Here is a 24,702-nt window from a genome sequence, read left to right as displayed (position 1 = left end):
AGAACAAAGCAAGATGAGTCTTTTAGGCTTGCCTTAAAAGATAAAATCGCTCTAAGTTACCTTTGCTGCCAGCCAGACCAGAGTCGCGCTTGCCAAGGATTAACCAGCGATTCTGATTTAGCCACAACTCAAAACGCTCTAAAATCTCCCGGCGTTGTTTGCTATTTTTAACCACACCATCATTTAATTTATAGCCCTCGGACTCAAACTGAGGTTTAACCATCACCGCCAAGATGGTGGTGGACTTTAGGTTCTGTTTTAGCGATGGCAGAATTTTCGTCAGACTAATGAATGACACATCGGCCACAACCAAGTCTGGCAGTTCGAGCTCTGATAGCCGCACATCTCGAATGTCTGTTTTCTCGCGCAGGTCTACCCGTGGGTCTGTCGCTAAGTGTGGCCGCATTTGATTGCTACCAACATCGACAGCAATCACCTTTTTGGCGCCAGCCTTGAGGACTAACTCGGTGAAACCGCCCGTGCTACTGCCGACATCGAGCACAATTTTATTCTTAAAATCGAGTTTAAATGCCTCGACTACAGATGCTAGTTTATGGCCTGCGCGAGAAACAAACTTGTCTTTTTCGGTAAGCTGAACCCGTTCGTTGCCATTCACTCGCCAAGCTGGCTTAGCAATAAACTTTGTGTCGACTCGAACTTTACCGCGTTTGATCAGGTCTTGAGCCTGCGACCGCGAGTCAACAAGTTTTTTATACACTAGATATTCGTCTAGTCTCATAATCTAGAGGCCTGACTTTCTGGCCATTGCATCCGCGAAGCGTCTAAGACTCGCTTAGTCGAGCCGCCTTGCTCGAGTGCGTATTTACCAATCACCATCAGTGTCCAGACAGGTATCGTTAGCGCTGGGTCTATCTCTCGCTGACCACTGGAGTGAGGGTTATAAAATGCCCCGGCCCACTCGCCGATTGGCCAGTCTACACCGGCATTCTTGAGTGCTTGGAGCAAATCTATATGAAGCAACCTTAATCTGGCGCGCTCAACTGCAACCGGCTGAGCATCTGAGCCAGAGAAATCTTCGGATTCACCGAACTGGATAACACTAGCAAGATTTGCATGGGCCACTTCGGCCACTACTCCAATTGCTGTTAGTTGCTGCTCGGCAGGAATCTTGGCTGGTGCCAAGACCGTGATATGCCGCGGCCAAGGCTGGTTATCACCACCAAACTCATCTGGAAATTTGGCCAGAGGCACTAACACCATCAACTCATTGGCTGGTTCAAAACCTGCTGTGCTTGCACCAGTTTCCAAATATTTATGCAGGGGCATCTGCGCTATCCTCGAACCTGTTTATTTCTGACGTTCGCGGTAAGCGCCAGTTTCGGTATCTACCGAGATCACGTCGCCGGTTTTGATAAATATTGGCACCTTAATAACCAAACCAGTCTCTAGTTTGGCATCTTTTTGAACGCTGCTACTGGTATCGCCTTTGACAGCTGGCTCGGTATACTCAACTTGCAGCCAGACATTTTTTGGCAACTCCACTGTAATCGGTTGACCCTCAAAAAACTGGACAATTACGCGTGAACCTTCTTTGAGGTAGCTGGCGTAATCGCCAACCATCTCACGGCTGAGCTCTATCTGCTCGTAATTATCTTCATTCATGAAGTAGAGTGTCGAGTCGTCAGCGTACAAGTATTGAGCATTTTGCTTGGCAATGTCAGCGTAGCCTAAATCTTCGCTGCCTCGGAATGTCTTCTCGATAATTCGGCCATCTTTTAGGCTCCGTCCACGAACAGTCACTACACTACTACCTCGTCCCATCACCTTTTGCCGATATTCGATCGATTGATAAGGCTCGCCGTCGAGTGTAAAAAGTGTACCCTTTTTTAAATCTGTTGGATTCATCGATCTATCCTCGTGAAACGAATGGTAATAGTGCTAGGTGCCTAGCCCGCTTAACTGCACGGCTTAATCGACGCTGCTGCATCTCTGTTAGCCCTGTCTTTTTGCGTGGGTGTATCTGACCAAACTGGTCGGTAAAGCGCTGTAACGCTTTGACGTCTTTGTGGTCGAAATAGATTGACCCAGTGTGATCACTTTTAATTTTCTTAGCATCTTTCATGTTTTAGTTCTGAGTTCATAGTTCTAAGTTCATAGAGCTAGAGCCTCATCTCCTTTCTTAATTTAATTCTAGTTATTTAGCCCATCATATTTTCATTTAGTTCGCTGTATTTTTCAGTGTCCCATGAGCCATGGCTCGAGCATACACCAAAACGAATCAGCATCTTTGCATCCTTAGCATTCGCAGAATCAGCTTGATCTCTTTCAGGTGCCGGTTCGGTGCCGTCGACATAGTCAACTGTTAACGAACCATCACGACGATCAACGATAACTGCTTTCACGGCAACATTACCCACAAATGGACAGTTCGAGCACCTTTTGCCTTCGACACATATTAAATTCTCGTGTTCGCTCATGTATTTCCTTAATCCACCGTGTTTAGATTTTACTTACTAAAAGGGTATCTCGCTGAGGTCGATCTCGCCGTCGGGGACGTCGTTGATGACTACATCTTCGTCGGTTGGCTTGCTAGATCGAGCCTGGCTAGCGCCACCACCCGCTCCACCATCTTCAGACTGGCCACCGCCACCCAAGAAGGTTACATCGTTAGCTACAACCTCTACCTTGCTACGCTTAGCACCGTCTTGCTCCCAAGAGCTCGACTGTAAACGACCGCTCACAAGTACTTGTTTACCTTTTTGGCAATACTGAGCCACTCGCTCAGCGAGACCAGCCCATGCAGTAACATCGACAAAGTCGGTGGCTTCTTTCCACTCACCACTACTGTTGTCTTTGTAGCTGCGATTAAGCGCTAGACTAAAGCTGCAAACGCTTTGGCCGCCTGGGGTTGAGCGTAGCTCTGGATCCCGAGTCAGGTTGCCCATTAATGTTACCTGGTTAAAACTTCTCGCCATACTATTTTCGCTTCGCTATCCAAGACAAACCTACGGTTTTTCTCGGCGCGCGGTGTTTGGAATGAATCCAAACTTCCGGCTGCTCTTTTCCCTCTGCTAGCGAAGCCTCCTTTCCATTCTTAAAAGTTAGTTGTCGTTGTTATCTTCTGCTTTTTGTTCGTCGTCAGACTCTTCACGCTTGCGTTTTTCTTTAAAAATTCGGGCCTTTTCGACTGCTTCGGTGTCGTTCTTTGATATCAAAAAACGGATCACTTCGTCGGTGATATTCAGACTAGCCTCTATCTTGGCAATCGCTGTACCAGGCATCTGCACCTCGTAAAAGGCATAAACCGCGTGCTCGTTACCGGCGATTCGGTAAGCTAGCTTGCGCTTCCCCCAGACATCTTCGGCAACTAATTTGCCGCCGGCGTCGCTAATTATTTGTTTAACTTTGGTTGCACCTTTGTCGAGGTCAAGCTCGAGATCGGGATGGTACAAAACCGCAACTTCGTATGTATCCACTAAAGACTCCTTCCTTTGGTTAATGCCTGTGCACTTTGAGCCACAAGCTGAAGTTTGCGTGTGAAATTGTATCACTAACAGTGGTCGCATGCAAATGTTTTGCAATCTTTAAAAATATATTGACTATTTTTCTATGTTATGTTACTATATGTCTTGTCATCATCCAAATTCCTACGTCTATCGAAAGGGGGGAGAGATGATTGCAGCCCAGCTACGCTGGCTGCAGAAGGCTTTCGGCTACGAGTAGCTGTAACGCCTCCACCCTGCCGAGGGGTAACTCGGCAAGAATTTTGTGCGCTTCGAAAGCATGGCCCCGACCAAGATGCGAAGCCTTTAGCCCGAATGGGCTACTGCATGCAACGCTGAGGCCGACGCCAGGACCTTACCGGATAGGCGGCGCACACCTTGGAACGTAGATACTGGACGCAAGTCCGGTGGCAATAGCCCTAGTGACACGTTCCACAGGTTCGCTGAGGTTACACTGAGAGACCTCACCTTTTTAGGCCGAAGCGCGTTTAACCGCTTGCAACCGCCTAAAAATGGTCAACATCTCGAAGAAAAGAGATGCTATCCCAGTCGAGCCTTCGGGTATGCTCGTAAAAAGACTACCCAGCCCGGATACTTTATCCGGGCTTTTCCATTTATTCTTTTAAGTGAGCTTGAATATATCTGATTAACTCAACCCAGCCCGTGCTTTGAGTTCGAAACCAAAAACATCTTCTGCGCTACGATTGACATAAGCCCTGTCGAGTAAATCAACTAAGACTTCGACTGCGTGTATGCAGTGACGCATACGAGTCGTTCGGCGATCAAGCCTAGCCCGCTTATACATTGGCTGAGCCAATGCTGCAGCATCTCCAACCACACGCTTCATAATTTCTCGGATTAATCTAGCTTGTTTGGCTTTCTTGAGACTTAAGGCGGACACATTTTCTAGATCAGTTTCGTCGGTAAAATTATCAAGCATAAAGCCAAACATAAAATTACCGATATGCTCAGATAGGACGTATCTGTTGTCTCGGTCGAATCTGCCTTCGAGCTCTACGTCTTCACCGAGCAAAGCGCGCTGCTTAGGACTGAGACTGACGAATTTGCTTGGATCATCAGCATATGGGTTTATGCCGTGAGTTGGAATATAGGCGGCGTGGTAAAGCGGGACTCGCTCAAACACTGGTTGCCCCGGTATGGGGTGATCAAGAAAACTTAAGTCTGGTTGTCGACAAACTTCGTTAAATCGACGATGCACAGGCACTAGAATATCTTGAACCCTAAGCGCTCGTAGCGCCCGACCACCAGGCGTATTTAGCTCTGCTCGACGCCGGTTAAAATTTGAATGATGCCCATCCACGCCTGAACGCCCTAGTGTTCGAGCAATATAAGCTGGCGTAATTACCGGCAGTGGCATTTTGTATTTATCGAGTGGTGCTTCTATTCTGGTGTCTTGCATCGTGCGTGCCTCTAAAGGCCAGCATACTCCGTTGATACACCACTTGCAATATAGACTAAGATTTAGCCAACATGAACATCGATTTGTTCACCATCATCGTTGACACTGGGTTCGTTAAAATCATCGAACTCGTGTGACCCACCGCCGCCAAATACATCATCGGCACTGCTTACGAGCACATCACGCGGACGTGAACCATCTGCCTGGCCGATTATGCCCTGTTCTTCCATGGCTTCGATAATTCGGGCTGCCCTGGCATAACCAATTCGCAGACGTCGTTGCAATAAGCTTGTACTAGCTTTGCCGCTGTCGATTACAACCTGAACGGCGTCTCGCCACATGTCGTCTTCTGTATCGGTACCCTCGCCGTAACCCACGACAGTGCTACCACGTCCGTGTAGCTGAACTGGCATACTGACAACCTCGTCGTCATACTGCGGAGTTCGTTGATCGCGCAAGAAATCACATACTTTAACCGTTTCTTCGTCACCGATAAAGGCACCCTGAACTCGTTTTGGCTTTGGCATTGTTGCCGTAGTGAACAACATATCTCCCAGGCCAAGTAACTTCTCGGCACCGATTTGGTCAAGAATCGTGCGGCTATCTACCTGGCTAGCAGTCGTGAAGGCAATTCGGGCAGGTACGTTTGCTTTGATAAGACCGGTGATTACATCAACACTTGGTCGCTGGGTCGCAAGTACCAAGTGTATACCGGCAGCACGGGCTTTTTGGGCAAGTCGAACAACTAGCGCCTCGACATCGCGAGCCGCCACCATCATAAGGTCGGCCAGCTCATCGATAACAATCACGATGTAAGGCATCTGAGCATCAGTTTTTAGACTATTGTAATCAACAATGTTGCGTTTACTAACTTCTGCAAACGCCCGTAAGCGACGCTCCATCTCGGCAACCGCCCATTTGAGGGCACTAACACACTTCTCTGGTTCGTGGATAACCGGTGTGAGTAGATGCGGTATGTCGCTGTAAGGAGTTAATTCGACTTGTTTAGGATCGACCAAAATTAGCTTCATCTGGCTTGGGCTCTTATGGAAAAGCAAGCTGGTTAGCAAGTTGTTGATCATGACTGATTTACCGGAGCCTGTTTGACCAGCGATTAACAAGTGTGGCATTTGCTCAAGTCTTTCAACAATTGGTGACCCCGAGATATCTCGACCAATCGCGAAAGCCAGGCCATTTTTCTCGGCAGCCCATTCTTTAGAAGACAGTACCCCACTCAAGCGTACAGTTGCAGCTTTTTTATTCGGGACTTCTATACCAACCGCTCGCTTACCTGGAATTGGAGCTTCGATTCGGATCGACTGAGCCGCCAAATCGAGAGCGATGTTGCTCTCGAGACCTGTGATCCGGGTAAGCTTGGTGCCTGATGGCGGTCGGAGTGTATATTGGGTCACGCGTGGACCGATGTTAGCTCCCTCCATCTGGGCATCGATGTTGAAATTGGCCAATGTTTCTCGGATAATTTCGGCATTCTCCTGGACATCGCCAGCATCGGCCTTGTCTTGTTTTTGGTTTAGTAAGTCAATATTTGGGAACTGCCAGTCTTCGTCGGCAGCGATTGTTAAGGCCTCATGATTCTCATCTTTGGCGAGTTGTTCAACACTATTCTTAAAGCTAGATAATCGCTTGCCATCTGCAGGTTCATCGTGATGATTCTCGACTGGAACACCTTCGTGGAGTTCAAACTTGGCTTGCTTATGCCCTTTGAGCTGAGCTAAATCGGTAACTTCATCTGACTCTTCGCTGTCTTCAGCTTTTGTGCGTTTGAATAATTTTATAAATGCACCGAAGAATCTTTTCGGCGAGACGCCAAAAGTGAATAAGAAAAATATAATAGTCAGTGCAACCAGCAATATGAACGCCGTGTTACTACCAAGCATTGTCAGTAAAACTGAGCTAACAAAATGCCCAATCTGGCCTCCATACGAACCATCGCCAGCTAAACTGGCGGCGTCTTTGCGGTCTACATAGACGTGTAGCATCCCTGCTAACATGCTGACGGCCACAACCGCAGAGGCTAATTTCGAGAACGGGATGATATTGTCCTCGTGCTTAAACTTCTGGATAGCCAGATAAACAATCACCGTTGGAACGACTATATAGGCAGTATAGCCGACCAGCCAGGAGAACATCTTAAATAGACCTACCGGTAGCGCCCCTCCTTGACCAAAACTCCCAAACAAGACAAACAGCGCAATAATAATTAATATGAACGCAAACGATTGCCTTAGGAGTGGTGAAGACTTCTTCTCGGTAACTTCTGCTTTCTTTTTTGCAGCAGATTTCTTTTTAGATTTCTTTTTTGCCATGGCTTCTTATTATAGGTTAGTTATGTTTTTGTTGCTAATATCAGTCGGCCTATATTGTATCACAAAAAGTCATGTTCGTAAAGTGTTCGTTACAAATTAGCACATAGCTCTAGTAGCTCAGCGCCCAGGTGCTGAGAGCTAGCAAGTATCACGCCGTTGGTTGGTCTCAGGCAATCTATGTTTACAATGGTCTCTCCGTCTAAGTTGGTTACCCACGGTTCGTATGGGTTATTGTCTAGCAAATACATTGACGGTACGTAGTCATGTGGGTTGCTGCGAGGTCCCGGAAACACTGCAAAGTCGAGCAAGCCAGTCGCCACCCTACCCGCCATAATTCCTAGCGAAGAAATCTTGATTCTTTTTGCGGTCTTTGGCAGATGTGCGTCTAACCTTCTTAAATCAAGTTCAGCGCCGTCCCAGTGGTTCCAGTCGTAACGCTCGACTTGGGCTAAAGACTCAACCTCAGTTCTGACCCGGTATGCTTCTGGCATGTCGACTCCCCAATTCGACCAATCACTCAGTGCATATGTTTCTGGCTCGTCAGATATTCGATCGACACCAGCCATGCAGGGCTGCTTTTGTCCAGGAGGTATCAGTGCGATCATGCCCGCCGAGGTGCAAAGACCTGGAGTTTTATTACGAGAATTACGCACAAAGCCACTTGTTCCATCTATGGGATCGTGGAGCCAAACAAAGCCATTAGGTTGGGCTGGTAGATACTTTACTTCTTCGCCTAGTACTGTGTCCTGGGGTAAGTGTTGTTTGATTAGCTCTATCAACTTCTCGTTTAAGGCTACGTCTAACTCGGTGACTTTACTGCCATCAGGCTTATATTCCACCTGTAAATCGTAACCTTCAGCAAAGGCTCGCATCGCCAAGTGTGTACAGACTCGCAGGGCTTCGTTCATAATCTCCCAGCGTTCTTTCATATCTGAATTTGGAAATCTTGTTTCGACTGCCATTATTTCTATCCTTTCGTTTATGGCAAAACGATAGCAACCCAAGCCTGCGTAGGTAAGTAAAACTTTTTACCTAGATGTCTATCCGAGCATCATGTAAGCCAGTACTAGTCAGCAGATCTAGCTCTTTAGATTCGACTAGTTGATCGCTCCAGAATGTCTGCCCGTTTTCTGTCTGAAAATCACTTAAGGTGCCTGAGTAATTTGCTGTCCATATTTCACCCACCCGATGCGCAACCAGTTGTTCGCCCTGGTAATAACGAAGGTTAAATGGTTCTCTAAACTCTAGATCCTTAATAGCTCGTGGGTCTATTCCACGGCGCTTGATTATACGCTCGGCTGTTTCAAAAAAGGTTTGCGATATTCTTAATTTGCCATATGGCAGAGCTACAAAACCTGGCATAGGCTGCCGACTACTCTTATAAAGTAAGGTCTTGCGGCCTGATTTAATAATTAGCATGATACCGACACTTGGTCGTAACTTAAAGCGTTTGTCGTCGAGAGACATCGAATCAATCACCAGCCTGCCTAGTGGTGTTAGAAGGTAGCCCTCTTCGTTCTTCTGTATAAGCTTCTGGCGAATCAGAGTACGTAAATGATAGTTAAAAGAATTGCCAGCCATTCCTTCTGGTAGCAATGCTGCGTGCGACAGTACGAATGGGCTGTAAGTAAGCTTTCTCAGCACCTCGCGCTGCACATGATGCAAGGCGTCTAGGTTAGATGTAAACAAATCCACATCTACTCATCTCTATTTATGTAATCTTCATAGTGAAAGTTAGCTTCTTCGGCCCACTTTTTACAGCGTTGATGAATTTCTTCGAGTAGCAGACGTTTACCGTCGCCATAGGCATTATAGCTATCTGGGAAGAGTTGTTTTAGTTCTTGTTTCTTCAGCTCGTATAAATCTCGATCGCCATTGATATTCAGCCGCATGTATTCACGAAAACGAATTTGTTTAGGAATTTCCGGACTATCTATTTTTTGAATATGAATACTCGCTAGTCTGTGACCAGCCTGATCATCTTCAGTAAAGTACTCTTCACCGTTACCAACGAAATCGCCTCTGGCGCTAAAACCGGCATCTGCCATTTTGTCTTTAAGTGTGCGCACATCTTCTAGGTTGTTTACTCCAACTATGACATCAATTTGTGGCTTGGCCGCCATACCTGGAACTGCCGTACTACCAATATGCTCTACTAATATCGCTATATCTCCAAGGACCGCCTTGAGCCTTTCGCGTAATTCTTTAAATTTTATAGCCCACACAGGATCGTACGGCAGAATATCGTAGCTTCTATCCGGGCGATTAAACTGGTTTATCATCAAGACACACCCTTTAATCGCGTTGGTCTTGGCTGCGGATAGCTGCCCGCAGCTCGGCAAAACGTTTCTGCTGGTCTTCGACGTCTTTGTTAGTTGCTGGCTGTTCTTTGCCGTCAGAGCCCTTACGGCCTCCAACGACGTTGATGACTGGTATTACTATCGGGCTTCGCTGGGTCTGATCGAACAAGAAGTGAGTAACATGATCTTTGAGCTCGGCTTTAAAGCGATCTAGATCGACGCGCTTGTAGCGCTGAGATACCGCCCGACGTAGTTCGCCGCGGAATAGATTCATTAGCTCTTCGTTGTCACGAATATAAATGAAACCTCGGGTGATGATGTCTGGGCTGGTCAGTAACCCACCAGTACGGCGGTCGATTGTAAGCACAACTACTACTAGGCCAGTCTCGCTTAAGAGCAAGCGATCTTTAACGACTACGCTAGGCACTGTCTGGCCAGAGTCATCGACTAACACCGAGCCATGGCTAACAGCGTCTTTGTGGAGTTTGGCAGCCAGATTCTCGTCAATCTCGAGCACATCGCCATTATCAACCATAAAAGTTCGATCACGCGGCATCGTAGCCATTTCGATTGCAACATTTTGATGATGTTTGCGGTTAAAGGCGCCAGCATAAATTGGCGTAAAGTACTTTGGCTTACACATTTCGATCATATCTTTATGCTCATCTCGGAAAGCATGTCCAGAAACATGAAGTGGACCGCTACAGCCATCAACTTCCCATGTAGGTGCTCTAAACAAGAAAACACCAAGCTTAATCAAATCGTTGCCAAGTTGCTCATAAGCGACTTCGTTACCTGGAATTGGGGTCGAACTAATTACAACAGTGTCGCCTTCACGTAGCTTGATGTGTTTGTGTTCGCCAATACTCATGCGTGGCAGAGCTGCCCCGTTCTCTCCCTGACCACCAGTACACATTACCAAGACCTTTTCATCTGGTAGGTTGACGGCCTGAGCCATCGCCACGATCGTATTTTTAGGCACTCGGAGCAAGCCAAGTTTAACTGCAAGTTCGACGTGTTGAATCATGCTTCGACCATCGATAGCTACTTTTCGGCCAGCTTCGCTAGCACTATTTATAATCATTTGGACGCGGTTAATGTTGCTCGAAAAACTGGCCACCATGATACGTCCGGGAGCATTCTTGATGACATCGTGGAAGCTATCTTGAAGTGTATGTTCGGTAGGTGTGCGACCTGGGCGCTGTGAATTTGTGCTATCACTCATCAGTAGCAAAACGCCGTCTTTACCGAGTTCTTTAATCCGCTCAAGATCACTCGGGCGGCTGTCTAGCGGCTCTGGGTCAAGACGAAAATCACCCGTGTTGATCACTCGACCAAGCGGTGTATCAACAACTATCAGGCTGCTCTCTGGTATAGAGTGTGTGATTCGCACAAGTTCGATTGTAAAATGCTTACCGACCATCAGTCTTTCATGATTATCCATATTCATTTCGTTATAACTGAACTCGTCTAAGATATCGGCTGTATTTTGATGATTACCAAGAGTTTTCTGAACCATACCAATTGTAAATATCGAACCATAAATTGGTGCCGGGTACTTTGGCAATATATGCGGTAAACCACCAATGTGGTCAAGGTGACCGTGGCTAATCACATATGCCTTAATCTTGTGTTTGATAGTCTCTAAATAGCTGACATCTGGAACAGAGTAGTTAATGCCAGGCAAATCTAGACCAAGCTCATTACCGCAGTCGGTAACGATAGCTTCGTCGCCATACTCGATAACGATCATGTTCTTTTCGCCGATACCGTCTTGACCGCCAAGGTGCGTAACTCTAAGTTTATTCTCGTTCTTTATAGGCAATAGGTTGGCTCGTTTTCGCGTGCTGTTTTGATCGGCTAAGTTTGCGCCATCTAGGACTTTGTCGGCTAAATCTCGACTTCGTCGCGAAGCTCGAATAGCTTGTCCACGGCTTGTTTCTGAATTTTTTAAACTTAAAGCCTGACTCCGGTTACTTTGTTCTCCGGATTTCTGAGCTTGGTTCTTTTGGTTAGGTTGTCGATTTTGATTTGGGCGCCGATTGTTTTGTCTTGGACGCTGGTTAGGATTTTGATTCATTAATCTTCCTTTTAATTAATTATTTATTCATTTTCTTAATAATGATTGGGATCTTGGCAAAGTCATATAACAAGGTTTGGCGCATACCACCGTTATAAAGGGCGGCTGCCGGATGGTACAGAGGTAAAACTATTAGATTTAATCCTTCGCTACCATCGCTTGGTTTCCAGGACATCCGGAAAGCTTGGCCATGATCTCGGCTAATTTTTAAATCTGGTAAAAAATATTCCCCAGAATGCCGACCTAAAGTTACAACAATTTTTGGCTTTATAACTTCCAGTTGGCGTTCTAGATATGGTGTAAACTCCTTTTTCTCAATTGGTGACGGGTCGCGATTGTTCGGTGGCCGGTACTTGACGATGTTCGTTATGTATATTTGAGAACGGTTTAGGTGTATAGATTCTAACATTTCGTTCAAAAATTTACCAGAGGCACCGACAAATGGTTCGCCTTGCTCATCTTCTTTCTTGCCCGGGGCTTCACCTATCAAAACAATATCGGCATTTGGGTCACCCACTCCCATCACCAACTGAATTGCCCCAGCCGCTAGCTCATGGCAGACATTATTTTTGATAATATCTGCCGCAATCTGATCTAGTTGCTGTTGCTTATTGACCAATCTGATCCCCTACTTTTATATACAACCTATCTCCATCACTGATAGTATCGGTACGTTCGAAACCTGCTTTTTGGGCAACACGTATACTCGCCTCGTTTTCATCGTTTATTGCTAAGCCTATTCTTGCTTTAGGCATTTGCTCTCTAATTATTGACTCACATTCAAGCAAAACCTTAGGTATGATTCCTTGGCCCCTGTAAGCCTTATCAATAACGTAGCCTAGTTCAATAACACCTTGTACGTCAGGACTAGGAAAAATGGCAAAATGGCCAATCAGAATTTCTCCTAGCCTTATGGCATATCGGGGGCCTCTGTTCTGCCTGGCCGTAGTCGTCCTTTCAATATATGCACGCTTATCTTCAGCTGCCCAAGGAATGTACCTCTGGACGGTGTCATCAGACGTTATCTCATCTAGTCGTTCGGCATCTTCGAGATTAAAGAAATTTAGGGTTATACCATCGACCTCAATCACAGAAGGAAAGCCACTGAAATCAAATGCCACAAACCGATGCTCGTAACCTGTTTCGTGTAAATTTTTTGCCATACTCTCACGTCTTTCTAGTGCCCAAAATGGATGCTATTTGGCAGCTCTAGCCTTTGGCCTTCTTCATGCTTAGGTTAAGTCGTCCTCGGTCGTCAATCGCCATCAGTTTAACGTCGACAAGATCACCTTCTTTAACTACATCGCTTGGGCTCTCAACCCTCTCTTCGGCCATTTCACTCACGTGAACCATGCCGTCGGTACCTGGGAAGAGATTTACGAATGCCCCGAAATCCATCACCTTAACAACCGGACGCTGGCGGTAGATTTTGCCAACTTCTGGCTCCTCGGTTAGGTCGGCAATCATCTGCTTAACTTTGGCCATCATCTCGCCGTCGTTGCTGGCTAAGAAGACTGTGCCGTCGTCTTTGATGTCGATATCGGCACCTGTTTCGGCAATAATCCTCTGGATGGTTTCGCCACCCTTGCCAATCACATCGCGGATCTTGTCTGGATTAATCTTGATGGTTTCGACACGTGGTGCATATTGGCTGAGTTCGGCTCGTGGCGCCTTGATCACGCTGAGCATGTGAGCCAAGATATCGGCGCGGCCTTGCTTAGCCTGTTCAATGGCTTTAGCTAATACATCGACTGGCAGGCCATGAACTTTCATGTCCATCTGTAGGGCGGTTACGCCTTCGGTGGTGCCAGTGACTTTAAAGTCCATATCACCAGCAAAGTCTTCGGCATCTTGAATATCGGTTAGCACAACCGGCTTCTTGCCATCCATAATCAGACCCATAGCCACACCACTGACTGGCCGCTTTAGAGGCACGCCGGCATCCATCAGGCTAAGTACACTACTACAAGTAGCGGCCATGCTGGTGCTACCATGCTGGCTCATAATCTCGGTAACTGTTCTGATTGCATATGGGAAATCTTCTTCACTAGGAAGCATCGGGCTAACCGCTCGCTCGGCCAAATAACCGTGGCCAATCTCGCGCCTGCCTGGGCTACCCATACGGCCAGTCTCGCCTAAAGTATAGGCAGGGGCATTGTAGTGATGGAAGTAGCGTCGCTCTTCGTCTTTTTCCATTGTATCAACCGCTTGTGTGTAAGATAGGGGCGCCAAGGTTGTAATGTTTAACGCCTGGGTTACACCACGAGTAAAAATGGCGCTGCCGTGAGTTCGCGGCAATACACCTACCTGGCTGCTTAATGGTCGAACCTGGGTAAGTTCGCGGCCATCGGGGCGCACGCCTTTGGTAATAATTTGTTCTCGAACATCTTTATTAACGATTAGTTCGAAAGCATCGAGATACTGACCTTTTACAGCCCCCCATGCATCTTCACCTAAATCGGCACTAAATTTGTCGACCATCTGCTGACGTAATTCGTCTAAGCTAGCTTTGCGCTCAAAGTAACCACCTTGGACCTTATCGCCTAGTTTACCCTTCAAAAAGTCGGTTACAGCTTCGTCGATATCGGCATCTGGCAGCAACAGCTCGTATTCTTGAGCCTGAACTTTTAGATCTTTGGCTAGTTTGGTTTGCAGCTCGAGGACTGGTTGTACGGCCTTTAGCGCAACCTCCATAGCTTCGACGATTGTCGCCTCACTAACTTCGTTTGCCCCGGCCTCGACCATCATTACACCGTCTTTGACACAAGCAACCATAATATCTAGATCGCTTGTCTTGATGTCGCTGGTATTTGGATAAGCTACTAGCTTGCCATCAACCAAACCAACACGCACTCCAGCTACAGGGCCGTCAAACGGCACTCCGGTTAGTGTCATGGCGGTACTGATGGCAATCATGGCTACAGCGTCTGGTCGAACCTCTGGATCGAGGCTCAAGACAGTCGCTACTGCCTGCACTTGGTTACGATAACCTTTCGGAAACAGTGGTCGAATTGGCCGATCGATAAGTCGCCCGATAAGCACAGCGTCGTCGCTTGGCTTACCTTCGCGTTTAATGTAGCGCGAGCCACTTATCTTGCCGGCTGCATAAAAGCGCTCTTCGTAGTCGATTGTAAGCGGAAAATAGTCCATACCCGAAATCGGGTCGCCAACATTGACGTTGCCAAGCACAACAGTGTCGCCGTAAGTTACCAAGACGGCAGCCTCCGAGCGGAAAGCCAAACGGTTAACTTCTAGGCTTAATTCGCGGCCACAAAATTCTGTACTTACACGTAAAGTCTTGTCGCCTTTAGGATTGATAATATCCATATATCTCCTTCTAAGTAGTCAGCTTAAGTAACAGATTTAAATACTCCGAGATTACTATCCGAGTAGTCTAGATCTATTACTTACAAAAGCTGACTTTTAATAATGTTCTTGTGAGACTTATAGTTAGGCTCACTAGAGTTCGGGGGTTCACCCCAAACTAACTAAGCCTAACTACTTGCGAATGCCGAGCTTTTTAATCAAAGCTTGGTAGCCAGCAGCATCTTTGCGGGCCAAGTAGCTCAATAATCGACGTCGCTTGCCGACCATCTGAAGCAGACCACGGCGAGCCATATTATCTTTTTTATTAACTTTAAGATGTTCAGTAACTTCTTTAATGCGTTCTGTCAGCACAGCTGCCTGAACTTCTGGTGAGCCGACGTCGCTATCTTTGCGGGCGTGGGCTTTGATGGTTTTAGCTTTCTTATCAGCTGAAATCATGCAGGTATTACTCCTTTATTACTTTGTACTCTTCTAATTATTCAGATAAGAGTGATGGCGTTAGCCTAAATTGTACCACAAATAACAGATGTGGCAAGTATTTAATCTCCATCAAACCTTAACTCTTTTAAGATTTAGTGGAAATTCAGGTACTAGATAACCTGTGCCCCGACCCCATGCTGCCTTGCGGCCGATTGCACGAGGTCGGGGCGGCGGTTTTCATTGGGTCTCGGTGCTCCGCCCCAGGTGGCCACGTAGTGGACGCAAGCCTGTAGCGGAGCACCAGATTTTGACTGAAGATAGCCGTACCAGTCTGATATAGCTCCCCCTTTCGGGTGGTAGCATCTTGGACCGGTACGGCCTAGAGGCCCGGTGGGACCACAGCTTACCCCTTTCACTAGGGTCTATTCGGCGGCCAGCGGATCCGGCATCGCCCATTCGGTTGCGGGTGAGCCCGCACGCACCCCAAAGCACGCGACGCGCACCTCGGAGAAGTTTGGCAAGTCCGGCTAATCTTTGCCGGCCAACAAATGTGGTGCACGTCAGATGACGCTGCAGAATTGCTGCTTGCAACATGCCAACTGGGGCTAAGGCGCCATACGGTAATCCAACACCGTCGTCTGCCTCGCCACCGCGATTTTTTTTCTAGTACCTGATTGTAAATGTTCAACTCAAGGGGTTAAACACCTCACCTCAGGTTGATTACATCATTATAACATATGTGTAAATATTATGCAAGTTATTTTATTGTTCTTGACCGTTTTTAACTCTTAAGTAGTATGGATCTTCGGCTAGAAAGACAACTTCGGCAACCTGCTGCCACCTGTCTCGAGCTTCGGCCAAGCAGTACTCATATGCTTCGGTTCGTAGTTGTCTCCTAAAAACATCTAGCTGAGTGTCACCAACCAGAAGTCGATCAACCAAGACGCGCGAAACGTCGTAACGATGCCCCTGCAAAATAGCTTCTATGGTCGAAGCTAGAGCCCTAGAGGTAATTAGTTGTCCGTAAGAACTTGAGAGACCGGCTTCAAGTACACCTGTCGCCAGATCGGCTAACGATAGTAGGTGTGCACTTTTTTCTAAGCGACCGGCCATATCCCGGAGTCTAGCCTGAAGATCGTCATTAAAATCCCTGAGTTCATAAATTGCATATCTTAGAGCTGTGCGAGGTGGAAAATGTCTTGCTTGAGAGTTAAGGTCTTCATGCAGATTATCTGTCTCACTAGCATAATTTAGGAGCATCTCAGCTAGTTTTTGGTAGCTATCCAGACGATCCTCCTCAACACGCCAACCAGCCTTAAGCTCCTCGAATCGCAACCCAATTCTTTCGATTTCTGGCTGTATCTGCGTAGCGATTGTTCTAGCCAGTTCATCGACCCGGTCTTCCTGATATTCGGCATATGCCCCATCGGTCAGCTTGATCACGCCACTGTTCTGGACGGTCTCCAAAGATATGCCGAGCATTTTTAGGGCATCTGCTACGCTAATATCTAGTTGTTCGACAACTTTACTCAATGCATCGCCCCAGGTAAATTCCTGAACCACCATTCGCCCACTGCTACGGGCCTCGGACATCGGGTCATTCGGGAAGACCATATCTAGTCTGCCACTCAAAGTAGGTGTATGACGGCTTCTTGCACTCATAAGCCGTTACTTATACTCCATACTCTGGCTTATGCAAGCTCAAGCGATTCAGGTTCTGTGGCGTCATCAATATCATATTCGCCGACTTTGGTGCGCCTGAGGCCACTCATGTAAGCACCTGTGCCAAGCATCTGGCCGATATCTTGCACCAGTGAGCGAATATAGGTGCCACTACTCACCTCGGCCACAAAACTTACTACTGGATACTCGTACTTTATGTCTAAGATTGAGTAAATGTTCACTTTGCGTGGCTCTAACCTTACTTCTTTGCCCTCTCGGGCTAGCTGATAAGCCCGCTTGCCGTTAATCTTTATCGCCGAATAAGCGGGCGGTGTCTGCATAATTTCGCCAACAAAACTTAAGACTGCTTCGTCTACCGCCAGTGCATCTGGTACAAGCTTATTTAGATTGGTCAGCTTACCTTCGGCATCACCTGTGTCACTTATCGAACCCAAAGTTAGTTCGACCTCGTAGGTTTTGTCGTGCTTGATCATCTCGGAGACCATTTTTGTGTTCTTGCCAGTCACAATCACCAGCAAACCCGTAGCCATAGGGTCTAATGTACCTGTGTGACCCACCCGAATTTTGTGTCGACGCCTTGGATAATCAGAATGAATCTGATCATTCCCAGTCGTCTGGTGCGTGATTGCCGCGTTAGAAGTTCCAGTGCTCGCGCGCCTTACTGATGTAAGGCTTGCTCTGCGCTTCACTTCTGCCTTGCACTCTTCGCAACCACAAAGCTCGGGTGTATCCCGCAAAGCCAAGTTGTACTTATTTTGCATAGAGCCACGAATTTTGGCGACAACATCGAACGATGTCCAACCTTGAGGTTTATCAATTAGTAAGATTCTGTCTAATTCCATTGCTTATTCAGATTATATAATCGATTATATAATCTGAATACATAAAATAGGCTAACTAGACAAAGGTTAATTAAGCGCCATCGGGAGCGATTGGCGGAGGTGGTAGCGGTGGTGCTGTCGACTCTACTTGAGGCTGAGTTGGCTCACTTAACGGTTCGGTATCACCTTCGTTAAGAGGCATTGCGTTGAGGGCTTTGATAGGCTCTGGAGCCTCGTTTGGTAAATCGGCTTTAATTGCATCATAAACTTGTTCGCGAGCATTATCTTGGGAAACCGGCAACGCAGGTTCGATGACTGCCTGGTCTGCTTCTGGTATATTATTCTGCTGGATACGAGTCTCGATATCGTCGATTGTCCTGTCCGACACCTCTGGAGCAGATGTTGCGTCAGGCTTTTCTTCTGGTTCTGGTGGTAGTGGTTGGATGACCTTCATGCGCTTATTGAGAGCAAAGCTCTCGCCACCTTCGGCGTGACGTTCGGCTTCCGGTGACTGGTTCTCGGCTTCGGGCTCTGGACTAGTTGCAGTAGATGCTTGACCAAGGTTGGCTGGGTTCTCGGACACACCGGCATTTTCACTCGAATTTGAATCGGGGTTTTCTTTGTCGACGGCCTGCATATTGCCTTCGTTATCGATATGAATTCGATCGGTACGTAAGTCTACCTCAACTTCGTCATCTGCTTTGGCCTTCTGGGCCCCGCCAGCCTCGTCGCCGTAAGTCACGTTGCCTTCGATGTCGTGCATATTAAAGTTCAGCACATCAGAAGATTGGGCGGGCTTTTTTTCTTCGGTAGGTGCGTTATTAAAATCGACTCTTTCGGCAGACTGTTGTTCCGGCTGCTCTTGTTGTGGCTCTGACTCTGCTGGTGCAACTTCAGGTTCGACCTTTTCTGGTTCGGTCTTTTCTGGCTCTACGGGTGGCTGACTCAGATTATCGGCTATCAATTGCTGGTTTGCTCCAGCCGACATCAACTGAGCCGACATTGTCATGACTTTTGGCGTGGTCTTGCTATTCTTGAACCGATCTGTTTCGGCTACAATGCCCGTTAAGAAGGCTGTTGCCATCTGTGCATCAAGCAAACCACTCTGAAAAGCTTCGCTGATGCTAACAATCATCTCCGACAAACTGCTAGCAGCCGGATCTTGCCAATTGATTGATCCAACATCACTAGTAGCATTGCCAGCCATCATAGTCAGCACACTGGCATCGTGGAGTATTCGGCCATGGGCAACTATCGCCTGATCGAGGTGTTCGCGCTGATCAACTCCGAGCGCAACCACAGTGTCGACATTTACATCACCTTTACTAAAACTGAGGTCGTCTTCGGAAATCGCGATTTTATTGGGAGTAATAAAGATCTTTGCAACATCGCCATCTCTTTTATAGCGCAGCTTGTCTGCCTTACTGGCGTCGAGTGAAATAATAAAATCCTGAAGGCTGTCGATACCTTTATGCAGATTTCCCTCTGGATTAAGAAATTCGATTGTACTTGGAGTTTCTCCGCTATAGACAGCGGTTACTCGTTTTCCAAGTTTGTCTAGCAGTAAGGTCATGCCTATGGCGGCTGCTAGCTGATCGACACTTGGGTTAGTGCTCACAGTTACTAAAACGTTCTCGGACGATTTTAGCTTTTCGACTATTTGTTGCTTAGGATTGGGTGAATTTTGATCCATATTTTTATTTTTAGTTTTACTCCTGGTACATTACCATAAACGTTTTGTTTATTCAAGTAGTTTTTGCTTAAAGTAAGATTTTAGTGTATATTACACCGGTTATAAGATAATAACTAATGTCAAAAGGAATAAAATGCCAATCATAAAATCTGCAAAAAAGCGTGTTAAGCAGACTAACGCGGCCACCAAACGCAACAGTGTTGCCAAGCGTCGAGTCCGTGATGCATTAAAAGCTTTCCAGGCAGCCATAAAGGGTGGAAAATCTGCCGATATCCAGGCCACTAAAGTTGCCGTCGACAGTGCAATCGATAAAGCTGCCAAAAAGAACGTGATTCACAAAAATAAAGCCGCCCGCAAAAAGGCCCAAGTTGCCAATGCGGCCAAGCAAGCCGGCTCAAAGCCTAGCTCAACAGCTAAGAAACCGGCTGCCAAAAAGGCACCAGCTAAGAAAACTCCAGCTGCTAAGCCAGCTCCAAAAAAAGCTGCTCCTAAAAAGGCACCAGCTAATAAATAGTCTCAAAACCACCAAACACATCTAAAGCCTCTCTAGCAGAGGCTTTTTAGGTCGCTAGGTTCGCAAGAAATAGTCTAATTGCTGAGTCTGGGTCGATACCGTTTTTTATCGATAAGTCTAGCTCAACTGCTTGATTTGTTAAGTCTAGCATTCGCGCATAATCCATACTTTTAGCTAGCTTTAAGGCCTTTTTGATTGGGTAGACATTTATACCAGCCTGCTTTGCAATGGCCTCCGGGTCTTTAGTGGTCTTGGCAAGTGCCAGCACCTGAAGTTGCCAAACAATTAGAGCCCAGATTGCCTGTGGCTCAACTTTTTGGGCACGTTGTTCGGCGTAAAGTTGATCGGCTAGCGCCAGTTGCTTGTTCATGGCTGCATCAAGTAAATCGAAAACCCGACTATGAACCTGTTTCTCGACCAACTCGTCGATCGTAGATTTATCGGCTTTGCCGACAATCGCAAGCTTATGGAGCTCACTCTTTAGCATCGCCTCGTTTTCACCTACCTGGTCGATCAAATACTCGGCTGCTTGCGGGCTCAGCCGTAAGTCGATCTCTTGCGACCAAGCGATAATTTGTCGAACTAGGTTTTGTCCACTGGCAGGACGTAATTCATTAAATTCGGTAGTTTTCTGGAGAGTTTTATATAACTTACTACGTTTATCTAGATTGCGATCCGTGAGCACTAACTCCACGCTATCACTAGTGGCTGCCAATAAGTTCTGTAGGTCTTGTGCGTCGCTAAACCTACTTAGATCCTTAATTATTACCAGTTTTCGCTCGACCAAAAACGGCAAACTAGCAGCTGCCGCCAGGATAGTTTCTAGTGGCAGCTCAGGATCATCAATAACTTCGACAGCTAATTCGCCGTACTGATCGATAAAATTTGTCCTGATCTTGGTAAGCTCATCTAGGACACGTTGAGGGCTACCGACTAATGTCGTTACGCTCATTTTTTGACTCGCTGACAGCCCTGGCAGACGTGTGTACCTCGACCAGCGACCACCATTTTAGTCATCTCCTGCCCACAACGATTGCATGGCAAACCATCACGCCCGTAAGCGTTCGCAAAAGTTAAATAACTGCCGCGTTCGCCTTGAGCGTTAACATAGTTTTTGCTACTACTGCCACCCAAGCTAATGCTGAGTTTTAGGACTTGTTGGAGGCATCTATGCAGCTCGGCAAGCTGCTTGTCTGTCAGTTTACTGGCGGTAGTTTTTGGGTGTATTTGGCTAGCCCACAAAGCCTCATCGGCATAGATATTACCGCAACCCGCCAAGATAGTCTGATCGAGTAAACAGGCTTTAATACTTTTGTGGCGAGATTTAAATCTTTTTACAAACTCTGTGTCAGTGACTGTTAGCGCGTCTGGGCCAAGATTTTTCATAAAATTTATTTCGCCAACCTCGAGAGTTGGTAACAGCCGGACCCAGCCAAACTTTCGCTGATCATTAAAGAATAATTTATGACCGTTTTCGAACTCAAACTCAACCCGAGTCGACTTGTCGGGCAGTTTGTCGACTAGGCTGTCGCTTGGGTGACCGCCGCCGAAATCGGACTCACCACGATATACAAGTTGACCGGTCATCTTGAGATGAATTACCAATGTATAATCACTGCTAAGATCGATTAAAATTGCCTTACCGCGACGTCGGACATCGATTACATCGCTACCAAACAAAAACTTCTCGACATCGGCTTGCGTATTCGGGAAACTTTTTGACCAGTCAAACTCGACCCGCACAAACTTATGTCCAGGTAAAAGGCTGCGCAAACCCAAAACAACCGTCTCGACTTCTGGTAACTCCGGCATACAGCTAGTATATAGTCCGGAGACTTCTGTTCATAGTTCTTGTAGCAAAAAACACTCCTGTCGGAGTGTCGTTTTCATGAATCGGCACCCCGGGGTGGAACTTAACGCTCCACACCCCGGAGTGGTAATCCGATCCGCTTCTAGCCATCTACCGCTGGGGATCCAGGGTGAAGGCCACGATCTGACCTCTACGGACGTCGACGCGTCCACTGGTCACACCGTGCTTGGCGAACAACTCAGCGAGTTCCTGCTTGAAACTGTCTACCAGTTGGGTGTGAGACACCGAGGGCGTGTGCCAGCTCGATGGCTTCGGCACCAAGACCAACCTCAACGGGAACCAGTCGGGCTCGAAGACGTAGGTCTGGAGAGCTTCGAAGAACTCGTTGTAGAACTCCACGACACCGGGCATGCTCTCGTCGACTCTGCTGGCATAGGCCTCGGTGATGCCCCCCTCAGCGACATCGAGCAACTCTGTGCGGAGGAACATGATCTTCAACCTGAACTCCGCGAGTTGTGCGTCAACAGAGGTGATGCCAGGGTCGAGCTGCACGGAACGACGGCGATCGAGATCAGACTGGAACTGGGCAGCTCTTGCCTGAAGCTCCCTGATTTCCCGTAACAAGCTGTTGAGCTGGTCACGAACCCCACCGATATCAGAATGGAAATCTTCGTTCATGTACGTACCCCTTTTTGGGTAATTGGACCGGATTGTCCAGATGCATATTCTACAATACTTAGACGATTTCTTCAATACTATATACTTAGCTCATGGATTCGCTTAAAGATCTTTTATTGCAGAAGAACATGGAGGAGCCAACAGAAGTAACCGCACTCCGAGAATTTATTCGCCAAGAGTTCGAGCTAACTCCAGAAATCCGGATTCAGCCAAACATGTTAACAGTTTATATGCCCAACGCTGCCACTGCTAGCATCTTGCGAATGCGCTACTACGAGGTTAAAACTCGTTGCCAACTAACTCGTAAACTCTACGTCAAAATCCGCTAATTAAAGCTCAACACCAACCCCATTAACTCGAAGAAACGAACCGAGATCATTCAAGTTGCCATAAACATGCCCGAGCATGCCTAAGGCTTCCGCAGCGGCTACGTTTTGCTGGTTGTCATCGATAAATATGCACTCACTCGAATCGACTCCAAGCCGTAACTCTGCCTCTTGGAAAAAGCGTTTGTCTGGCTTAGTGAAACCGAGTTCAAAACTTAGTAGCATTGTGTCGAACAGTCCTTTTTCGTCGGGGCTAAAATAACGTTCAATAAAGCCAGGACTCACATTGCTGAGGAGTCCGGTTTTTAAATTTTGCTTCTTGATACTTTTAACTATTTCGAACATTGAATAGTTCTTGTGAAGACGACCAAAAGAATTGGCGATCTGTTCGTAGCTAACATTCAGAATCCGGGCAAACTCTTGCTGAACTTGCTGGCTATCGATTTTGCCTTGGTCGGCCTGCAATCGGTAAACTTGCATTTCTTGCCACTGATTTTGCGTGGGCTGAAATTCACGGCTCATAATCCCCAGCCCATCTTCGACCAAAACCCCGAAGCAATCAAACAAAACTGCTTTTATCATAGCTATATTGTACACGCTTGGTTTATACTCAGACTTCATGAGCGATTTCTTAAAAAGTCCAATCCATATAAAAGCCAGTGGCGAGATCTTGGTATCTAGGATTGCCCTATCGATGGGCACATCGATATTAACCGCGATTGCCTCGATATATTTTCATAACATCGGTCTAACCGATGCTGCGGTTGGGTACGTAGCCGCACTCGGCTCGCTACTGGCGATTGTGTTTACCATGGTCGCGCCGTATCTGCTCGAAAAATATAGCGAGATTGTTATATATGTGGTTTCGGGAATACTCCTGTCGTTTGCAACCATTTTTTTGGGTCTTACAAAAGTTGTGCCAGTCGCGATTATTACCTACTGTTTAACCAATATATTATTGATGTTTGGCGGCAACGCAATCAATATCGCCCTTAAAGACACTACAAGCTCTAAGCGTGAATTCACAAACCTTCAGGGTATCTTTGGCTCGCTGATTAACTTTAGTTGGTTTGTGGGACCAATCCTTGGAGGACTAGCATTAAGTCAGTTAGGTACAAGAAACACCCTATTACTAAGCGGTGGTTTTATCATGATTTCGGCAATAATAATCGTTTTGTTACCGATACATGTTAAGGGCAAACGACGCGTCAAGCTCGATACCGATCCGCTAGCCAACATTAAGTTTTACTTATCTCGAAAAAACTTAACCATTGCCTATATCCAGAGCTTAGGAGTTAGATTGTGGTGGGGTTACGTCTGGGCATTTTTGCCTTTGTTTATGCTCGATAACGGTTACAGCCCAACTAGTGTCGGGTTGGTAGTTGGAGCAACGCAGTTGCCGCTGTTTTTGTTCGAATTTTTGACAGTTAAAACCGTCCGATTTTTCGGGTATAGAAAGATATTTGCCACCGGTTTTTCGTTGCTCACAATTGCCTCAATACTAATGTTAATTGCCAATGACATACATGTTGTGATCGGGGTTACGATTGCTTGTTCGCTGGCTTTATCTTTCCTAGAGCCAATCTGCGAACTATTTGTGTTCGACCAAGTTGATCGCCACGAAGAAGACATGGCCTACCCTACATATTACACATCGACATTTGCAGGATCGCTGGTCGCTAAGCTTGGCATCGCCGTGTTTATTAGTCTGTTCGGAGCTCGGTCGTCTTACGCATTTTTGGCGTTTTTATTTGTATTCGTAACTATTAGTGCTCTTGGCATTAAGCCTAGACGCGCCTAAGCTTATGCTTGTCGATCAGGTGAACGGGTGCTTTACTA

27 protein-coding genes are annotated in these 24,702 nt (G+C 46.8%); 3 read left to right on the top strand and 24 right to left on the bottom strand.

Annotation, left to right across the window (positions count from 1 at the left end; all coding sequences use genetic code 11):
- Window positions 1-22: 22 nt before the first annotated feature.
- The 20 genes from H6798_01590 to H6798_01495 form a co-directional block, all read right to left on the bottom strand.
- Complete coding sequence (locus H6798_01590; protein MCB9821215.1) at window positions 23-739, bottom strand: TlyA family RNA methyltransferase; 717 nt, start codon at window positions 737-739, stop codon at window positions 23-25.
- A complete protein-coding gene (locus H6798_01585; protein MCB9821214.1) occupies window positions 736-1,287 on the bottom strand; it encodes a hypothetical protein in 552 nt (183 codons plus the stop codon). The genes H6798_01590 and H6798_01585 overlap by 4 nt, the downstream gene beginning before the upstream one ends.
- 21 nt (window positions 1,288-1,308) lie before the next feature.
- The gene (efp, locus tag H6798_01580) at window positions 1,309-1,866 is read right to left on the bottom strand and encodes an elongation factor P (protein ID MCB9821213.1); all 558 of its coding nucleotides are present in this window, start codon (window positions 1,864-1,866) and stop codon (window positions 1,309-1,311) included.
- 4 nt (window positions 1,867-1,870) lie between these two features.
- Window positions 1,871-2,083, bottom strand: coding sequence for a 30S ribosomal protein S18 (gene rpsR / locus H6798_01575; protein ID MCB9821212.1), 213 nt, complete (start codon window positions 2,081-2,083; stop codon window positions 1,871-1,873).
- 76 nt (window positions 2,084-2,159) lie between these two features.
- The gene (locus tag H6798_01570; protein MCB9821211.1) at window positions 2,160-2,438 is read right to left on the bottom strand and encodes a hypothetical protein; all 279 of its coding nucleotides are present in this window, start codon (window positions 2,436-2,438) and stop codon (window positions 2,160-2,162) included.
- 36 nt (window positions 2,439-2,474) lie between these two features.
- Window positions 2,475-2,936 (bottom strand): single-stranded DNA-binding protein, encoded by a 462-nt coding sequence (locus H6798_01565; GenBank protein ID MCB9821210.1) that lies wholly within the window; start codon window positions 2,934-2,936, stop codon window positions 2,475-2,477.
- 126 nt (window positions 2,937-3,062) lie between these two features.
- Complete coding sequence (gene rpsF, locus H6798_01560; protein MCB9821209.1) at window positions 3,063-3,437, bottom strand: 30S ribosomal protein S6; 375 nt, start codon at window positions 3,435-3,437, stop codon at window positions 3,063-3,065.
- 673 nt (window positions 3,438-4,110) lie between these two features.
- Window positions 4,111-4,884: a hypothetical protein gene (locus tag H6798_01555; GenBank protein ID MCB9821208.1), complete on the bottom strand. Its 774-nt coding sequence runs from the start codon at window positions 4,882-4,884 to the stop codon at window positions 4,111-4,113.
- 62 nt (window positions 4,885-4,946) lie between these two features.
- Window positions 4,947-7,211, bottom strand: coding sequence for a DNA translocase FtsK (locus H6798_01550; protein ID MCB9821207.1), 2,265 nt, complete (start codon window positions 7,209-7,211; stop codon window positions 4,947-4,949).
- Window positions 7,212-7,300: 89 nt separating this feature from the next.
- Complete coding sequence (locus H6798_01545; GenBank protein ID MCB9821206.1) at window positions 7,301-8,173, bottom strand: hypothetical protein; 873 nt, start codon at window positions 8,171-8,173, stop codon at window positions 7,301-7,303.
- 70 nt (window positions 8,174-8,243) lie between these two features.
- Complete coding sequence (locus H6798_01540; protein MCB9821205.1) at window positions 8,244-8,906, bottom strand: hypothetical protein; 663 nt, start codon at window positions 8,904-8,906, stop codon at window positions 8,244-8,246.
- 2 nt (window positions 8,907-8,908) lie between these two features.
- On the bottom strand, window positions 8,909-9,493 hold the full coding sequence (locus H6798_01535; GenBank protein ID MCB9821204.1) for a GrpB family protein: 585 nt from the start codon (window positions 9,491-9,493) through the stop codon (window positions 8,909-8,911).
- A gap of 13 nt (window positions 9,494-9,506) precedes the next feature.
- Window positions 9,507-11,591: a ribonuclease J gene (locus H6798_01530; protein ID MCB9821203.1), complete on the bottom strand. Its 2,085-nt coding sequence runs from the start codon at window positions 11,589-11,591 to the stop codon at window positions 9,507-9,509.
- A gap of 19 nt (window positions 11,592-11,610) precedes the next feature.
- Complete coding sequence (locus H6798_01525) at window positions 11,611-12,216, bottom strand: uracil-DNA glycosylase (GenBank protein MCB9821202.1); 606 nt, start codon at window positions 12,214-12,216, stop codon at window positions 11,611-11,613.
- Window positions 12,200-12,754, bottom strand: coding sequence for a GNAT family N-acetyltransferase (locus H6798_01520; protein ID MCB9821201.1), 555 nt, complete (start codon window positions 12,752-12,754; stop codon window positions 12,200-12,202). Before H6798_01520 ends, H6798_01525 begins: the two co-directional genes overlap by 17 nt.
- Before the next feature lie 46 nt (window positions 12,755-12,800).
- Window positions 12,801-14,918 (bottom strand): polyribonucleotide nucleotidyltransferase, encoded by a 2,118-nt coding sequence (pnp, locus tag H6798_01515; protein ID MCB9821200.1) that lies wholly within the window; start codon window positions 14,916-14,918, stop codon window positions 12,801-12,803.
- A 171-nt stretch (window positions 14,919-15,089) separates the two neighbouring features.
- Window positions 15,090-15,356, bottom strand: a complete 267-nt coding sequence (gene rpsO, locus H6798_01510; GenBank protein ID MCB9821199.1) for a 30S ribosomal protein S15 — start codon at window positions 15,354-15,356, stop codon at window positions 15,090-15,092.
- Window positions 15,357-16,100: 744 nt separating this feature from the next.
- Window positions 16,101-17,000: a hypothetical protein gene (locus tag H6798_01505; GenBank protein MCB9821198.1), complete on the bottom strand. Its 900-nt coding sequence runs from the start codon at window positions 16,998-17,000 to the stop codon at window positions 16,101-16,103.
- A 29-nt stretch (window positions 17,001-17,029) separates the two neighbouring features.
- On the bottom strand, window positions 17,030-17,863 hold the full coding sequence (gene truB / locus H6798_01500; GenBank protein MCB9821197.1) for a tRNA pseudouridine(55) synthase TruB: 834 nt from the start codon (window positions 17,861-17,863) through the stop codon (window positions 17,030-17,032).
- Between the two features lie 70 nt (window positions 17,864-17,933).
- Window positions 17,934-19,535 carry a hypothetical protein gene (locus H6798_01495; protein MCB9821196.1) on the bottom strand — a complete coding sequence of 534 codons (1,602 nt, stop codon included), beginning with the start codon at window positions 19,533-19,535 and terminating at the stop codon, window positions 17,934-17,936.
- Between the two features lie 133 nt (window positions 19,536-19,668).
- On the opposite strand from H6798_01495, the gene rpsT reads away from it, so the two are divergent.
- Entirely contained in the window at window positions 19,669-20,049 is a 381-nt protein-coding gene (gene rpsT, locus H6798_01490; protein ID MCB9821195.1) for a 30S ribosomal protein S20, read from the top strand.
- Between the two features lie 46 nt (window positions 20,050-20,095).
- Here rpsT and holA read toward each other — a convergent pair whose 3' ends face one another.
- The 3 genes from holA to H6798_01475 all read right to left on the bottom strand — a co-directional run bounded on the left by holA (window position 20,096) and on the right by H6798_01475 (window position 22,537).
- Window positions 20,096-21,001, bottom strand: a complete 906-nt coding sequence (gene holA, locus H6798_01485; protein MCB9821194.1) for a DNA polymerase III subunit delta — start codon at window positions 20,999-21,001, stop codon at window positions 20,096-20,098.
- On the bottom strand, window positions 20,998-21,861 hold the full coding sequence (gene mutM, locus H6798_01480; GenBank protein ID MCB9821193.1) for a bifunctional DNA-formamidopyrimidine glycosylase/DNA-(apurinic or apyrimidinic site) lyase: 864 nt from the start codon (window positions 21,859-21,861) through the stop codon (window positions 20,998-21,000). The genes holA and mutM overlap by 4 nt, the downstream gene beginning before the upstream one ends.
- Window positions 21,862-22,009: 148 nt before the next feature.
- Window positions 22,010-22,537, bottom strand: coding sequence for a hypothetical protein (locus tag H6798_01475; GenBank protein MCB9821192.1), 528 nt, complete (start codon window positions 22,535-22,537; stop codon window positions 22,010-22,012).
- 92 nt (window positions 22,538-22,629) lie between these two features.
- Here H6798_01475 and H6798_01470 point away from each other — a divergent pair, with 92 nt between their 5' ends.
- Window positions 22,630-22,866 carry a hypothetical protein gene (locus tag H6798_01470; protein MCB9821191.1) on the top strand — a complete coding sequence of 79 codons (237 nt, stop codon included), beginning with the start codon at window positions 22,630-22,632 and terminating at the stop codon, window positions 22,864-22,866.
- Here the strand turns inward: H6798_01470 and H6798_01465 are convergent, their stop codons facing one another.
- Entirely contained in the window at window positions 22,867-23,445 is a 579-nt protein-coding gene (locus H6798_01465; protein MCB9821190.1) for an HAD-IA family hydrolase, read from the bottom strand.
- A 37-nt stretch (window positions 23,446-23,482) separates the two neighbouring features.
- On the opposite strand from H6798_01465, the gene H6798_01460 reads away from it, so the two are divergent.
- Window positions 23,483-24,664 (top strand): MFS transporter, encoded by a 1,182-nt coding sequence (locus H6798_01460; GenBank protein MCB9821189.1) that lies wholly within the window; start codon window positions 23,483-23,485, stop codon window positions 24,662-24,664.
- Window positions 24,665-24,702: the final 38 nt, after the last annotated feature.

The sequence above is a fragment of the Candidatus Nomurabacteria bacterium genome, assembly GCA_020631905.1.
Classification (GTDB): Bacteria; Patescibacteriota; Saccharimonadia; order Saccharimonadales; family VXPC01; genus JACKGQ01.
The sequence above is the reverse complement of the archived record's forward strand: the minus strand, read 5'-3'. Positions and strand labels throughout refer to the sequence as shown.